The sequence below is a fragment of the Paraburkholderia sp. CNPSo 3076 genome, assembly GCF_026343935.1.
In the GTDB taxonomy this organism is placed as follows: Bacteria; Pseudomonadota; Gammaproteobacteria; order Burkholderiales; family Burkholderiaceae; genus Paraburkholderia; species Paraburkholderia nodosa.
This window is the reverse complement of the sequence record NZ_JAPMAL010000001.1, coordinates 98,868-113,937: the sequence shown is the minus strand read 5'-3', so window position 1 is coordinate 113,937 and position 15,070 is coordinate 98,868. Positions and strand designations below refer to the sequence as shown.

At 65.2% G+C, this 15,070-nt stretch carries 15 protein-coding genes; 9 read left to right on the top strand and 6 right to left on the bottom strand.

The features are described 5' to 3' along the window. Positions 1-426 (bottom strand): tripartite tricarboxylate transporter TctB family protein, encoded by a 426-nt coding sequence (locus tag M3A49_RS00545; RefSeq protein WP_266227329.1) that lies wholly within the window; start codon positions 424-426, stop codon positions 1-3. A gap of 444 nt (positions 427-870) precedes the next feature. Between M3A49_RS00545 and M3A49_RS00540 the strand changes: the two genes are divergently transcribed. Next, entirely contained in the window at positions 871-2,541 is a 1,671-nt protein-coding gene (locus tag M3A49_RS00540; RefSeq protein WP_266227061.1) for a thiamine pyrophosphate-binding protein, read from the top strand. 47 nt (positions 2,542-2,588) lie between these two features. Here M3A49_RS00540 and M3A49_RS00535 read toward each other — a convergent pair whose 3' ends face one another. Then, positions 2,589-3,467, bottom strand: a complete 879-nt coding sequence (locus tag M3A49_RS00535; protein WP_416338903.1) for a hypothetical protein — start codon at positions 3,465-3,467, stop codon at positions 2,589-2,591. A 202-nt stretch (positions 3,468-3,669) separates the two neighbouring features. Between M3A49_RS00535 and M3A49_RS00530 the strand changes: the two genes are divergently transcribed. Together M3A49_RS00530 and M3A49_RS00525 are read left to right on the top strand one after the other, a co-directional pair. Next, entirely contained in the window at positions 3,670-4,575 is a 906-nt protein-coding gene (locus M3A49_RS00530) for a S1C family serine protease (protein ID WP_323182929.1), read from the top strand. A gap of 18 nt (positions 4,576-4,593) precedes the next feature. Beyond that, the gene (locus M3A49_RS00525) at positions 4,594-5,262 is read left to right on the top strand and encodes a response regulator transcription factor (RefSeq protein ID WP_266227058.1); all 669 of its coding nucleotides are present in this window, start codon (positions 4,594-4,596) and stop codon (positions 5,260-5,262) included. Between the two features lie 174 nt (positions 5,263-5,436). Here the strand turns inward: M3A49_RS00525 and M3A49_RS00520 are convergent, their stop codons facing one another. Continuing rightward, positions 5,437-5,688, bottom strand: coding sequence for a hypothetical protein (locus M3A49_RS00520; RefSeq protein WP_254355354.1), 252 nt, complete (start codon positions 5,686-5,688; stop codon positions 5,437-5,439). Here M3A49_RS00520 and M3A49_RS00515 point away from each other — a divergent pair. Continuing rightward, positions 5,675-5,944, top strand: a complete 270-nt coding sequence (locus M3A49_RS00515; protein WP_266227057.1) for a hypothetical protein — start codon at positions 5,675-5,677, stop codon at positions 5,942-5,944. The genes M3A49_RS00520 and M3A49_RS00515 overlap by 14 nt on opposite strands. Before the next feature lie 97 nt (positions 5,945-6,041). Next, positions 6,042-6,674, top strand: coding sequence for a glutathione transferase (yfcF, locus tag M3A49_RS00510; RefSeq protein WP_266227056.1), 633 nt, complete (start codon positions 6,042-6,044; stop codon positions 6,672-6,674). Positions 6,675-6,730: 56 nt separating this feature from the next. Here the strand turns inward: yfcF and M3A49_RS00505 are convergent, their stop codons facing one another. Then, a complete protein-coding gene (locus tag M3A49_RS00505) occupies positions 6,731-7,657 on the bottom strand; it encodes a glutaminase (protein ID WP_266227055.1) in 927 nt (308 codons plus the stop codon). A gap of 109 nt (positions 7,658-7,766) precedes the next feature. Then, positions 7,767-9,338: a DHA2 family efflux MFS transporter permease subunit gene (locus tag M3A49_RS00500; protein WP_266227054.1), complete on the bottom strand. Its 1,572-nt coding sequence runs from the start codon at positions 9,336-9,338 to the stop codon at positions 7,767-7,769. A 276-nt stretch (positions 9,339-9,614) separates the two neighbouring features. On the opposite strand from M3A49_RS00500, the gene M3A49_RS00495 reads away from it, so the two are divergent. The 3 genes from M3A49_RS00495 to M3A49_RS00485 all read left to right on the top strand — a co-directional run bounded on the left by M3A49_RS00495 (position 9,615) and on the right by M3A49_RS00485 (position 12,694). Continuing rightward, complete coding sequence (locus M3A49_RS00495) at positions 9,615-10,265, top strand: alpha/beta hydrolase (RefSeq protein WP_266227053.1); 651 nt, start codon at positions 9,615-9,617, stop codon at positions 10,263-10,265. Positions 10,266-10,616: 351 nt separating this feature from the next. Continuing rightward, positions 10,617-11,672, top strand: a complete 1,056-nt coding sequence (locus tag M3A49_RS00490) for a rod shape-determining protein (protein ID WP_266227052.1) — start codon at positions 10,617-10,619, stop codon at positions 11,670-11,672. Positions 11,673-11,908: 236 nt separating this feature from the next. Further along, positions 11,909-12,694 carry an alpha/beta fold hydrolase gene (locus tag M3A49_RS00485; protein WP_266227328.1) on the top strand — a complete coding sequence of 262 codons (786 nt, stop codon included), beginning with the start codon at positions 11,909-11,911 and terminating at the stop codon, positions 12,692-12,694. 98 nt (positions 12,695-12,792) lie between these two features. Here the strand turns inward: M3A49_RS00485 and M3A49_RS00480 are convergent, their stop codons facing one another. After that, positions 12,793-13,194: a hypothetical protein gene (locus tag M3A49_RS00480; RefSeq protein ID WP_028203504.1), complete on the bottom strand. Its 402-nt coding sequence runs from the start codon at positions 13,192-13,194 to the stop codon at positions 12,793-12,795. A gap of 378 nt (positions 13,195-13,572) precedes the next feature. Here M3A49_RS00480 and gltA point away from each other — a divergent pair, with 378 nt between their 5' ends. After that, a complete protein-coding gene (gene gltA / locus M3A49_RS00475) occupies positions 13,573-14,874 on the top strand; it encodes a citrate synthase (RefSeq protein ID WP_254355347.1) in 1,302 nt (433 codons plus the stop codon). Positions 14,875-15,070 lie beyond the last annotated feature (196 nt).

Genomic DNA, 15,070 nt, shown 5'->3' with positions numbered 1-15,070 from the left:
CTATCCCCAGGCGAATGGCGCCAGCTGAAGTTTTAGCGCCCATGAGAAGACAACGAGGGCGATCGCGCACATGACGATCGACAACGCGGCTGCGCGAAACAGGGTATTGGTTCGGTCTCCGAGCGCGGAAATGAAGACGATCGCGAAGGTGGCGGGAATCAGGCCGCCGTACTTGCCGAGCAGGATGAAGGCGAGCGTGCCCGTGATAATGCAAATGGCGCCACGCAGGTCGGGCAGCCGCGCATGCGCATCCGCCGTGTTCGAAGCGGGTTTGGGCAGATCCTTCGCCGAGAGCGCGATCAGAATGCCGACGACAGCCAGAAGCGTGCCCACGGCGACGGGAAAGAAACCCGCCCCCATGCTCGTCAGCGATCCCACGTCATAGGACAAGCCGGCGTACGCGGCGCTTGCGCCGATCACGACCATCAGTGCGCCGGCGTAGTAATCCTTGCTGAAAGAAACTCTGAGGTTCAACGCACACCTCCGCCGCCTGAGCGATTGACATCCGCAGCGCAGCCCGGCGCATGAAGTCTGGAGAGCGAGGTCCGGCAAGGTTGCCCGGCCCATGTGCGGCCGGGCAGAAGGTAGCACTACGAATCGAAGTTTGCTGTTTAGCCGGCGCGGGCCCGCAGGGAGCGTCGCCTGTCCGACACAGTCATACAACTCATATGTATGAGTCGCAATGTAATGTGTTAGCCTTCGGATTGCCATCAGGGAAAACATGGGTGTCGGCGCATCGCGCGCGAGACGAAGCAATTCTTTCGTCGACTTCAAGAATTACTGACTTTTCGCGTTGATAGATGACGCGATTAATCCACTCGACACCCATTTAATGCGGGAATCAACACGTCTTGAACAGGAGATATCGCAATGTCGATTGCATGCCGCGGCGCTGACGCGCTGGTAAAGGCGTTGTCCAAAGCAGGGGTGAAGCATGTCTTCACCTTGTCGGGCAACCACATCATGCCGGTGTTCGACGCTTGCATTGGCGCGGGTATCGAGTTGTTCCACACGCGCCATGAGGCCGCGGCCGTGCATATGGCGGACGCCTATGCGCGCTTGACCGGCAAGGTCGGCGTGGCGCTGGTGACCGGCGGTCCCGGTCATGCCAACGCGGTTTCGGCGCTCTATACGGCGCAGATGGCGGAGTCGCCCGTTCTGCTGCTCTCCGGGCATGCACCGCACGACCAGTTGGGCATGGGCGCATTTCAGGAGATGCGGCAGGCGGATGTCGCGGCGCCGCTCGTGAAGATGGCCGCCACCGCACAACATCCGGACACCCTCGTCGATGAACTGGTCCACGCGATGCGCACCGCGCAGTCGGGGCGGCCCGGGCCCGTTCACCTGAGCCTGCCAACGGACGTATTGGAGGGCGCGGCGCACATGCCCGCTGAAATGCATGCCGAAAGCTTTATGCCTGCGAGGCAGATGCTTGACGATACAACGGCCAGGCGCCTCGTCTCGAGCCTCGCCGACGCGTCGCGCCCGCTGATCCTCGTGGGGCCGGCGTGCATGACGCGCGCGGGCCGCGAGCGCACGGACACGCTTGCGGCGGCGCTCGGCATTCCGGTCATCGGCATGGAGAGTCCGCGAGGCATCAACGATCCGCGTCTGGGGGCGTTCGCCGAGGTTCTGGCGCAGGCCGACCGCGTGATGCTGATCGGCAAGCGGATGGATTTCACGCTGGCGTTCGGGAAATCGCCCGCGTTTGCGCCGGGTTGCACGTTTGTCCAGGTCGACCCGGAGCCGCAGGAGATTGCACGCACGCGCCGCGCGGTGGGTGAGCGTTTGATCGGCACGGCGGTGGCGGATAGTTTCCCCGCGCTCGAAATGCTGGCTACCGTTTCCCTCCATGCCCACAAGTGCGATGAACGTTGGGCGCGCGACGTGCAGGGCGCGATTGGATGGCGGCCCGAGCAATGGCGCACGGCATCATCGTCGCTCGAAAGACGGGTGCATCCTGTTCAGGCGCTCGCGCCGTTCCAGGCGTTGCTCGACAGCCATCCCGACGCGGTTTTCGTCTCCGATGGCGGCGAATTCGGGCAGTGGGCGCAAGCCTGCCTGCGCGCACCGCATCGCGTGATCAACGGCGTCGCCGGGGCGATCGGCGCCGCGCTGCCGTTCGCACTGGCCGCGCGCGTTGCGCATCCTGATGCGCCCGTCGTCGCCGTGATGGGGGACGGCACGTTCGGCTTTCATGCGGCGGAAATGGATACCGCCGTGCGCTACGGACTACCCTTCGTGGCCGTGGTCGGCAACGACGCGCGCTGGAACGCCGAGTATCAGATCCAGTTGCGCACTTATGGCCCCGAGCGGCTGATCGGCTGCGAGCTGCTGCCTGCACGCTACGATCGGGTGACCGAAGCCTTCGGCGGAGCGGGCGCGCTCGTCGAGCGTGCGGACGACATGGACGACGCGATCGAACGGGCGCAGGCTGCGCAGAGCGCGAAGCTGCCAGCCTGCGTGAACATCATGATCGAGGGGGTTGCCGCGCCATCTTTCAAACGGCGCGTGCCTGAAGTTGCACCGCCGGGGCGCTAAGTCGGGATGTTCGCAAACGGACCGGTGACGCCTGCGCGCTGCGCGGGCTACTGCGCGATCTGCTGACGCTGATATTCGCCGTGCTTCATTTGCATGTAGTCGGCGCGGCTGACCTCGTGCAGTTGCCGCGGATACTGCTCGGTCGCGTCGAACCACTCGGTGAGGCGTTTGTCGAGGCTGGCGGCGGGCGGGCTGGCAAGCGCATCGAGATACGCTTGAATGGCGAGGTAATAGCGCATGGTATTGCGTTCGACCAGACCGCGCACGCCGCCGATGTATCGCGTCTCGTTCGACGACGGATCGCGGGTCGTGGAAAAGCCGACTTTATCGCTGCCTATCGTCGCCAGATAGGCTTTCATGGCAAGCCGGCCCGCCGTGCCGTAACCGTAGGCGTAAGTCAGATGAATAAAGGTGCGATCGTCACCCACGGGTATGGCCTCCAGCACGATCCGGTAGTCCTTCGTGCTCAGCGGACCCGTGGCGGCGGAGAGCTCCACGCGAAGATAGTCAGGGCTACTCACTGCCTGATGCCAGGTGAATTGCACGCGGTAGGATGAGGAAAGCGATTCCTCGGTTTTCTTGCCGATATTCACCGCGAGAACCGTACCGCTCGCGCTGGTCGAGGCATGGCAGTACTTGATGTTCAAGTGCAGGATCAGCACGTCGCACCAGTTGGCAGGCCCTTGAGTCGGGTGGTTGAGCGTGTCGTTGACCGTCGCGAAAGGGAAGTTGACCACCCCGTAAATATCGCCTTTGAGTGCCGATGGTAACTCCTGGGATTCGAGGTACAGCGGCCGCTGAAACTGGTTTTCCGCGAGTGGCTGCGTGAGACTCTGGTACTTTTCGCGTAGGCTCGTCGCCCTGGCGTCCGCCTGCGCGAAAGCGCCCTGGCCCAGCAAACAGAGCGCCGCGGTCATCACGGCCATCCACCACTGGCGCGTGCGCCGGATGCCTGATGTGAATCTGGCAAGCGTCCTCATGGCCTTCCTCCCGCTTTGACTCAGTGTGAGCTGCATCGATCCGACTACCCATTTGGGTGGTGTGCGCCGCCTGTCCTTCTGTCATTGTGAACCCACGATCAGCAGGAGACCTGAAATGGAAACGACATCCTCGAGCGCAAATCCTTTAATGGCTCTCTCGGACGGTCTGGCCGACATTGTCGCGCGAGTCGGACAGAGCGTCGTGGCAATCCATGGCCGGCATCGCATGCCGTCGAGTGGGGTAATCTGGCGCCATGGCGTCGTCGTGACGGCTGCCCACACGATCCGGCGTGAGGAGGGAATCGACATCACCTTGGCCGACGGTCGTACGGTCGCCGCAGTCCTCGCAGGCCAGGATCCGGGCACCGACCTCGCCGTGCTGAAGCTGGACGGCGTGGACCTGGACCCAGTCGAGTCCGGCGATGCTCGCTCACTGAAGCCGGGTCATCTGGCGCTCGCCGTCGCGCGTACGGACGAACTCGGCATCAGCGCTGATTTTGGCGTGATCGGCAGCACGGGTGGTCCCTGGCGCACCTGGAGAGGCGGGCAGCTCGACGCATTCGTGCGACTGGACGGCGGTCTGCGCCCGGGTTTCTCGGGCGCGGCCCTCGCCGATATGCGCGGCCAGGTCGTGGGCATCTGCACGTCGGGACTGATGCGCAGCGCCGGCATGGTGATTCCCGCGATGACGGTGGAGCGCGTCGCCGATGAACTGCTGGCCAAGGGGCGCGTCTCACGGGGCTACCTTGGCGTCGGCACGCAGCAGGTCAGCCTGCCGAACGCATGGGTGGACAAAATGAACCTGTCGTTCAATAGCGGATTGCTGATCAGTTCGCTTGCGCCGGGCGGTCCCGCGGAACAGGCCGGTGTGCTCATCGGCGATGTGCTGATCGAACTGGGCGGCCAGCCTTGCCGCGACATGGGCGACCTGCACGCCGCGCTGGGCTCGACGGGCATCGGGCAGCCGTTGCCAGTGACGTTGATCCGGGGCGGCGAGCGCCACGCGTGCACGGTAACCGTGGGCGAACGGCCTCAACGGCATGCATGCAGGTGAGGTGCGGGACGCGGCAATATGTCGGACGGAAAGATGGAATACATGGGGCCGGTGCGGGTCGCGCTCATTGCGGCATCGCCGCAGGTGCGCGCAAGCCTGCAAACGATCGTCGAGGCGGACCCGGCACTCGCGTTGCTGGGTAGCGCCGCCGACGCCGAAACGCTCGCCGCTGACCTGGCCGGTTCGGTGCCGGATGTCGTCTTGGCCGACATCGAACCGGAGGCGGGCGACGCGCTCAAGACGCTAGTCGACCCTGGCCGCGCGCCACCGGCGCTGGTCCTGTTGCTCGACGACCCGGATAGCGACGCGTTCCTCGACGAACTGCCCACCGATGCGACGGCGATCCTGTCGCGCGACGTGACGCCCGCCGAAATCGTCGCGGCCATCGAAGCCGCCGCCGCCGGCCTGTGCGTGCTGTCGCCCGACATCCTCGCAAGGCTGCTGGCCGGACGAAAACCGTTGCGCCAGACGGCATCCGGCGGGCCGTTCGAAGCCTTGTCGCTACGGGAGATCGAGGTGTTGGCGATGCTCGCCGACGGACTCGGCAACAAGGAGATCGCCCGGCAACTCGACATCTCGGACAACACGGTGAAATCCCACCTCTCGTCGATCTTCGGCAAACTCGGCGCGACTAATCGCACCGAAGCGGTGATGCTCGGTATGCGGCACGGATACATCATGGTGTAGACGGACCACGACCGCCCCTGCGATAAAAGCGGCACGGACAGCGCTCAAGAAACCTTCAGGCTGCCGATAACACACGGATAGGGCGTTATTCGGCGGCTGAGCTGCCACTGACTACGGCGAGAGAGATTCCGTGCAGATTCAACCCATTACCGCGACGACGTCTACGACGACTGCCTACGGCACCGGCGCGCAGGCTTCGACGAGCGGCGCAGGCAACGGCGCTTCCTCGGGCGCGGCATCGTCGAATTCGAATGACAACAGCACGACGAGTTCGTCGACGAGCGCGTCCAGTAGCGGCACCACGTCGACTTCGACTTCGACGCAAAGCACCTCGGCCTCTTCGAAGGCGGGCGGCGGCGGGGGAGGCGGCGCAGCATCCTCCAGCAGTTCGTCATCGAGCGAACTCGACGAATTGAATGCGCTCATCGCGTCGCTTCAGGCGCAGCTCGCGCAGGTGTCGTCGCAGACCTCGGGCGCCGCAGCGCAAGGGTCGAACTCGGGCGAGATCAGCCAGATCAAGGCGCAGATCCAGAGTGCGCAAAGCGCGTTGAGCTCGGCGTCGCAATCGGACGCGAGCCAGGTCAGCCAGATCGCGTCGCAACTGGCGAGCGTGCAGAGTTCGCTGGCGCAGTTGATGGTCTCGAGCGGCAAAACCACGGGGCTGGTCTCCACGACGGCGTGAGCGGAGCGGGGCGGCCTGCTTCGGTCAGCCCGTCAGTGGTCGAGCGCAACGGCGGCCCTGCTTGCTACTATCGTCGGCGCCAATAACGGAGCCGACTGTGACCAACCCAACTCTCCACCTCTACGCCGACGCCCAGTACGCCAGTCCCTATGCGATGTCCGTCTTCGTCGCCCTGCACGAGAAGGCGCTCGCGTTCGAGCTTTCGACTGTCGATCTCGCAAAGAACGAAAACCAGCAGCCGGAATTCGCGGCGATGTCGCTCACGCGGCGCGTGCCGACCTTGATCCACGATGGCTTCGCGCTCTCGGAATCCTCGGCGATCACGGAGTATCTGGACGAAACCTTTCCCGGCGTGGCGCTGTATCCGGCGGATAGCCAACAGCGCGCCCGCGCGCGCCAGCTGCAGGCGTGGCTGCGCAGCGATCTCATGCCGATCCGCCAGGAGCGCTCGACCGAGGTCGTGTTTTACGGCCCGACCACGGCGCCGCTTTCCCGCGCGGCGCAACTCGCGGCAGAGAAGCTCTTCGCGATGGCCGACGCGCTGCTCGCGCAAGGCGAAAAGCACCTTTTCGGCGCATGGTCCATTGCCGACGTGGACCTGGCGTTGATGCTGAACCGGCTGGTGCTGAACGGGGATCCGGTGCCGCATCGGCTGGCGCAGTACGCCCTCTCGCAGTGGCGGAGGCCTTCCGTGCAGCGCTGGCTCACGCTCGAGCGGCCGCCGCTCTGAGGCTGCGTCGCCGCGAAGGGCTGGCGGATGCTGACCGGATGGCGTTCACCCAAGCCTCAGAAAATCGAGCGGCCGGTGCGCGTCGTCAACCACTCCAGCGCCAGCGAGCCCACGAGCGAATTCCCCGTTGCGTCGAGGCCCGGCGACCACACGCACACCGCGAACTCGCCCGGCAGCACCGCGATGATCCCGCCGCCCACACCGCTCTTCGCAGGCAAGCCCACGCGGTAGACGAAGTCGCCGGCCGCGTCGTAGGTGCCGCAGGTCAGCATCAGCGCAGAAAGGCGCTTGGCCGAACTCGCGTCGAGCACGGGTTCGCCGCTCGCGGGCGAAACGCCGCCGTTCGCCAGAAAGAGCGCCGCGCGCGCCAGTTCCACGCAGCTCATTGAGATCGCGCACTGGCGGCAATACGCGTCGATCACGGTATCGGCGCGCATCTCCAGGTTGCCGAAGCTCGCGATGAAATGCGCCATCGCGCGGTTGCGCTCGGCGTGCGCGAGTTCCGACTGCGCGACGCGGAGGTCGTAGCCGATGCCGGGCTCGCCCGCAAGCCGCCGCATGAAATCGACGAGCGCGGTTTCGGCCTGCACGAAGCGGCGGCATAGCACGTCGGTCACGACCAGCGCGCCCGCGTTGATGAACGGGTTGCGCGGCTTGCCCGCCTCGAATTCGAGCTGCACGAGCGAGTTGAATGCCGTGCCGGAAGGCTCGCGGCCCACGCGCTGCCAGAGCGCGTCGCCGAGCAGCTGGAACGCGAGCGTGCAGGCGAACAGCTTCGAAATGCTCTGGATGGAAAAGCGCACGTCGGCGTCGCCGGTGCGGTACACCTGGCCGTCCACCGTCACGATAGCCATGCCGAAGTGATCGGGGCGCACTGTGGCGAGTTCGGGAATGTAGTCGGCGACGCGGCCTGTGCCGATATACGGCTGCAGGTCGCGATGGATGGCGTCGAGGGTAGGCGTGTAGTCGAACGTGTGATTCATGGGAGGGAGCCGTGCAGTCGCGGCGGGGCGCCCGCCGCGGTCCCCGCGATTGTAGCGGCTCGCGCTTGCCGCCACGGCTTCATTGCGCGCCTTGACCGAACCTCGCCGGTCAATGCGCCCCCGCCGCGCCGCCGCCGCCTCCGCCCTTCGTCGACTTCGTGATCCAGATGAGCGGAATGATCACGAGAAAGATGATCGCCGAGATATAGAAAATGTCGTTCAGCCCCATCATGGCGGCCTGCGTGGTGAGCTGAAAGTCGAACAGCGCGCGTGCGGAGGGCTCGCTCAAATTCAGCACCTTCTGGGTCTGATCTATCGCCTGCACGAAGGTCGGGTTGTTGACCGAGGCCTGCTCCGTGAGCCGCGCGTGATGCAGGATCGTGCGGTTGTTCCATGCGTTGGTCGCGATCGAGGTGCCCACCGCGCCGCAGAACACGCGCACGAAATTCGAGAGGCCCGCCGCCGCGGGCACGCGGCTCGGCGGCTGCCCCGCGAGAATGATCGCCGTGAGCGGCACGAAGAAGAGCGCCATGGGGATGCCTTGCAGCAGCGTGGGCAGCACGAGATGGAAGGTGTCGATTTCGATCACGTACTGCGAACGCATGTAGAACACCCCCGCGAACATCACGAACGCGATCGTCGCGATGATGCGCGCGTCGGAGCGCGGCAACAGGCGCCCCACAACAGGCGAGAGCAGCAGCGCGAAGATGCCTAGCGGCGCGGTCACGAGGCCCGCGTCCACCGAGCGGTAATTCAGATACTCCTGCATCCACTGCGGTAATAACACGAGATTGCCGAAGAACACGGCATAGGCCACGGAAATCGCAATCGTGCCGCCGAGAAAGTTCCGTTGTCCGAACAAACGTAAATCGACGATCGGATGTTCCTCGGTGAGCTCCCAGACGAGAAAGAACGCAAAGCTGATGAGCGCGACGAGGCCGAGCGTGACGATCACGGGCGAGTTGAACCAGTCGAGATCCTTGCCTTTATCCAGCATGATCTGGAGCGAGGCGACCCAGGCGATCAGCAGGCCGAGGCCCACCACGTCGATAGGCGGTTTGCGCGTGGCAGATTCGCGGTTACGGTAGATCGACCACGTCACAAAAGCCGCGAAAAAACCCACTGGGATGTTGATATAGAAGATCCACGCCCAGTTGTAGCTATCCGTGATCCAGCCGCCGAGCGCCGGTCCCGCGATCGGGCCGACGGTCGTCGTCATCGCCCAGAACGCTAGCGCGCTCGCGGATTTGTCCTTGGGCCAGGAGCCGAGCAGGATGGCCTGCGAGAGCGGAATGAGCGGGCCGGCCACGGCGCCTTGCAGCACGCGCGCAATCAGCAGGAAAGGCAGGGTCGGTGCGATGCCGCACAGCCACGACGCCAGCACGAACGAGAGGATCGAGGTGATGAAGAGGCGCACCTGACCAAAGCGCTGCGTGAGCCAGCCGGTGAGCGGAATGGAAACGGCGTTGGCCGCCGCGAACACGGTGATGACCCACGTGCCTTCGTCCACGGAAACGCCCATGTCGCCGGAGATGGTCGGAATGGCGACGTTGGCGATCGACGTGTCGAGCACGTTCATGAAGGTCGCGAGCGAGACCGCGATGGTGCCGAGGACCAGACGGCCTCCCTGGAGCGGAGGCGGCGGCGCAGGCGGCGCCGATGATGCGGCGGGCTGGTTCAAGCATGTTCTCCGCGTATTCGGTTTGCGGCAAAGGATACCTGTAATCGCCTTTTGTCATCGCCAGCCGCGGAGCATCCTCATGCTGCGCAGGGTCATGGGGCTTGCGAATGGCTTTCGCGCGCGATCGGGCTGCTGACGCGGCTTTAGGTAACGCCGGGAAATGGAGTCTTTCGTACACGCGGTGCGCGGCGAGCGTATCCTTGCGCCTGCCGTGCGCCGCGCAAAAAGCGTGCGCTGGAGACACAATACGAACGTCAGTACAGGGGAGGTCCGATCATGAGCTGGGAAGCATTCGAAGGGGGCTGGCGTCTGGCGCCGGCCGACGGCGCCGCTCGCGCGCTCGTCGTGCTGCTGCACGGCGTAGGCAGCAACGCACAGGACCTCACGCCGCTCGCCGACGTGTGGCGCGATGCGCTGCCCGGCGTCGCGTTCACGTCGCTCGATGGCAGCGAACCCTTCGACGGCGGCTTTGGCGGACGCCAGTGGTTCAGTCTGCGCGACATCAGCGAGAGCAACCGCGAGGCGCGCGTCGTTGCCGCCTCGCAGGCGCTCGAGCGGCGGCTCGACGCCGAACTTGCCCACTGGGGGCTCGGCCACGACGCGCTCGCCCTGGTGGGCTTCTCGCAAGGCTCGATCATGTCGCTCTACCACACGGCCACGCAGCCGGCGGGCGCGGCGGCCGTGGTCGCCTATGCGGGCCGGCTCGTCACGCCCGTGGTCGCGAAAAGCCGCACGGTGCTCACGCTCGTGCACGGCGAGGACGACGAAGTGATTCCGGCGACCGAACTGGAGCGCGCCGCCGCCGCGTTCAGCGACGCGGGATTCGCGGTCACCGCTTTCGCGCTGCCGGGCGTGGGCCACACGATCACGCCGCAGGGCGTCATGCTCGGGCGCGACGCGCTGGTGCGCTCGCTCGCGCGCAGCTGATCGCGAGACTCATCCGATCGCTGGCGGCGACGAGTTCAGTCCCCGTTAATCGACATGCATCGACATGCATCGGCGGATCAAATCGGTACAAATTGGCAGTCGCATAAGCCCGCAGTGTCGTATTTCGGCCATATTTTCCGGATGAGCTTTGCAGTTGTTTTTGGACCGGCTAAAGTTCGCGCCGGTCGCGGCCGTTAATACGGGGAGTCGCCGCGACCTTATGGGCCGCGTAGGCCCGTTCCGCCCGGCGCGCGGCTAGTTCGCGCTGCCTGGACGAGGCCGCCATCGGGAATGCCATCCGGCGGCGCGTCGTCTGCCGGGTCGCCAAAAAGAACCGAACTTCAGACCAATATGGCCCGAGCCAAGCCGCATTCCATTTTTTCCAAGAGGCTGTTCCGCCAGGACGTGGCGCTCGATCTCGGTACGGCCAATACGCTCATCTACACCGCCGACAAGGGCATCGTGCTGAACCAGCCCTCCGTGGTCTGCTTCGAGCGGCGCGCGGGCGCGAACGAGACAACGGTGGCCGCGGTGGGCCGCGAGGCGAAGGACCTGCTCGGCCGCACGCCGGCCAACCTCGAGACGGTGCGGCCGCTTTCGCACGGCGTGATCGCCAATTTTTCCGCTGCGGAACACATGATGCGCCGCTTCGTGGCGATGGCGCAGCCGCGCCGTCTGCTCGGCCGCCGTGCGGCATTCACGGTGTGCGTGCCGGCGGGCGCGACGCGCGTCGAGCGCCGCGCGATTCGCGAGGCGGCCTTCGCGGCGGGCGCGGCGAGCGTGAACCTCATCGGCGAGTCGCTGGCTTCGGCGCTCGGTGCGGGTTTGCCGGTGCATGCGGCAACGGGCTCGATGGTCGTGGATATCGGCGGCGGCACGACGGAAGTGGGCATTGTCGCGCTGGGCGGCGTGGCGTGCAGCGGCTCGGTGCGCGTGGGCGGCGACCAGTTCGACCGCGCCATCGTCGATCACGTGCGCACGCTCTATGGTGTCGTGCTGGGCGACCAGACCGCCGAACACGTGAAAAAAACAATTGGCTGCGCGCTCTACGGCGAACCCATCGAACGCATCCGCGCGACCGGGCGCAGCATGGAAGACGGTCTGCCGCGCACGGTCGAGATCACGAGCCACGACGTGGTGGACGCGCTGGCTGCGCCGTTGCGCGTGGTGATCAACGCGGTGCGGCAGGTGCTCGAGACGGCGCCCGCCGAACTCGTCACCGATATCGCCGATAGCGGCATCGTGCTCACGGGCGGCGGCTCGCTGCTCGGCAGGCTCGACCAGTGCCTCGCCGCCGAGCTTGGCGTGGTCGTGCGGGTGGCCGACGAGCCGCTCACCTGCGCGGTGCGCGGCGCGGGCGCGGCGGCCTCGCTCATGAGCGAGCACGCGTTCGAAATGGTCGAATAACGGCGCAAGCCGGCGCTCGAGGCAACGCCGCTTCGCCAGGGCGCCGGCGTGCCGGGTGTTCGCGCCGCGGGCGTGGGACAATACGCCACTTTGCCGGCGCGCGCTGCGATGGACTACCCGTAGGCCGTTGTCCGTTGCAACGCGCCGCTGTCCCGTTGTCTCCACATCGTCCAGCCGTGAATCCAGCCGCTTTTCCGGCCCCCGGTACGTTCATCGAACTACCCGGCGGCCTGCCCATGCCCTATGTCGAACGGGGCGCGGGCGAACTCCTCCTCTTCGTGCACGGCTCGCTTTGCGATTTCCGCTACTGGCAGCCGCAGCTGGCCGGCCTCGCGCAGCAATATCACTGTGTATCGGTGAGTCTCACGCACTACTGGCCCGCCGGGGACGCTGCGCGCGGCCAGCCTTTCAGCTGGCGGCAGCATGCGGATGAACTCGCGGCGTTCGTCGAAGCCCTGGGCGCCGGCCCGGCGCACGTGATCGGGCATTCGCGCGGCGGCCTCGTGTCATTCCAGTTCGCGCGGCGCCATCCGCAGCACGTGCGCACGCTCACGCTTGCCGATCCGGGCGGGCCGGTCCAGCAGCCGGGCCAGACGCTCGCCACGCTGCCCGAGACCGTCAACGCGCTGCGCGCCCGCGTCGTGGCGCTGATCGAGTCGGGCCAGGTGGACGCGGGGCTGGAGTTGTTCGTCGATTCGGTGAGCCGCCCCGGCTTCTGGGCAAGGAGCACGCATGCGTTTCGCCGCATGGCTACCGACAACGCGCACACGCTTGGACCGCAGTTTCAGGATCCGCTGCCTGCGTACACGCGCGAGCAGGCCGCCGAGGTGCGATGCCCCGTGCTGCTGATCGACGGTGAGCTGAGTCCGGAAGTGTTTCACCGGGCCGTGGCCGCGCTCGAAGCATGGCTGCCCGATGCGCGCCGCGCGAGTGTGGCGGGCGCATCGCATGGGATGAATCTGGCGCGGCCCGGGGCGTTCAACGAGTTGATCGATCGCTTCGTGAGCGGCTACGGGCGCTGAAGCGCGCCGATGCAAAAAGGGCGGCCGTGCGAGAGAACTGAACCCGCGGCCGCCCTTTTAATTGCTGCGAGAAATATCGCAGTCCGAACGACGCTCGCTTAGTCGCGGCCGTGCGCGTGGGCGTCGAGTTTGTGCTCTGCAGCCTCGCCGACGAGGCCCGCGTAGTAGAGGTGCACGCCGATCGCGAGCGAATCGTTGCGGATTTCGTGGAAGGCCTTCCATGCTTTCACCGGATCCTTGAACACGAGATAGTGCGCTTCCTGCGAAACGAGGCGGGCGACCTGGTGCAGGCCGTGGCCGTTGAGCGCGTCCACGAGGTGATCCAGGCTGCGGTGCGTGCGCGCGTCGGTGCGCGGATACAGCATGTGCAGCACGGCCACGCGTTCGCTGGCGAGCGCGGCCGAAAGTGCGACCACGATGTCCTGGTGATTGAGTGCCGTGACAACGGCGCCCTCTGCTTGTTCGTCTTCTGCGAACAGGGTGTCGACCGAGATGTTCATCTGTTGCTTCCTTACGTTTTGCTTTAAGCGCGTGTGGCGGTGAAAAAAGCCCGCCGGTGACAGCGGGCTAGATTACAAAATGCAAGTAATGGAAAACCCTTGCATGTCAAGCAGTATCGCAAAGATGGGGTGCGACATGTTGCGCTGCAAGAGCAAAATATTGTTGCAGGAATCGGCGTTAAGGAACCCGCAAGCTTGGCAGTGTTGCGAGCTTGAAGAGGGATTGTTGCTGGCTGCGCTATCAATCGATGCTGCACCGCGCCGTAGAATGCGGCAAGCGGTCGCAGCGATGCCGGCCTTTCCGGCGGCTGCGTCCTGTTGCGCGAGGTTTTGCGCGAAGCGAAGTATTGCGATGTAGCAGCAATTCAAGGACACGAAATGATCGATTCGAAGACACACGCCACGCTCACGATCCCCGGCCACGCTGAAGGCGTTCAGTTGCCGGTCTACAAGGGCACCACAGGCCCGGACGTGATCGACATCCGCAAGCTGTACGGCCAGACCGGCATGTTCACGTATGACCCGGGCTTCATGTCCACGGCGGCGTGCAACTCGGCGATCACCTATATCGACGGCGACAAGGGCGAGCTGCTCTATCGCGGCTACCCGATAGACAACCTCGCGCAAAACGCCGACTTCCTCGAAAGCTGCTACCTCCTGCTCAAGGGCGAGTTGCCCACGCAGGAGCAGAAAGACGAATTCGTGGCCTCGGTGACGAACCACACGATGGTTCACGAGCAGATGCACTTCTTTTTCCGGGGGTTCCGCCGTGACGCACATCCGATGGCGATTCTGGTGGCGGCGGTCGGCGCGCTGTCCGCGTTCTATCACGACTCGCTCGACATCAACAACCCGAAGCATCGCGAGGTGTCGGCGATCCGCATGATCGCGAAGCTGCCGACGCTGGTCGCCATGGCGTACAAGTACTCGATCGGCCAGCCGTTCGTGTATCCGCAGAACGACCTCTCGTACAGCGCGAACTTCATGCGCATGATGTTCTCCGCGCCGAGCGAGGAGTACAAGGTCAACGACGTGCTCGTGCGCGCGCTCGACCGTATCCTCATCCTGCACGCCGACCACGAGCAGAACGCTTCGACCTCGACGGTGCGTCTGGCCGGTTCGTCGGGTGCGAATCCGTTCGCGTGTATCGCGGCCGGTATCGCTTGCCTGTGGGGCCCGGCGCACGGCGGCGCGAACGAAGCCGCGCTGAACATGCTCGAAGAAATCGGCTCGGTCGATAACATCCCGAAGTTCATCGAGCAGGTGAAGGACAAGAACTCGGGCGTGAAGCTGATGGGCTTCGGCCACCGCGTGTACAAGAACTACGACCCGCGTGCGAAGCTCATGCGCGAGACGTGCTACGAAGTGCTCAACGAACTGGGCCTGCACGACGATCCGCTCTTCAAGCTTGCCATGCAGCTCGAGAAGATCGCGCTGGAAGACGAATACTTCGTGTCGCGCAAGCTGTATCCGAACGTCGACTTCTACTCGGGCATCGTGCAGCGCGCGCTGGGCATCCCGACCTCGATGTTCACCTGCATCTTCGCGATGGCGCGTACGGTGGGCTGGATCGCGCAGTGGAACGAGATGATCGCCGACCCCGAGCAGAAGATCGGCCGTCCGCGCCAGCTCTTCATCGGCGAAACGCCGCGCGTGGCGTTGCCGATTTCGCAACGCTGATCCCCCAGCGCGCGCCGCTTCTGGCGCGCGAGTGCATTGCCTGCACGGGCGCCCGCACGTTACATCGTGCCGGCGCCCGCAATTTTTCCGCGCACGTTCCTTGCTCGCGCCGCGATTTGCCACCGATTTCGCGCGTAACACTCGCATATTCTTCGCGCATTCGCCGCCAACGCGTGCGCTGAAGCCACTACAATCA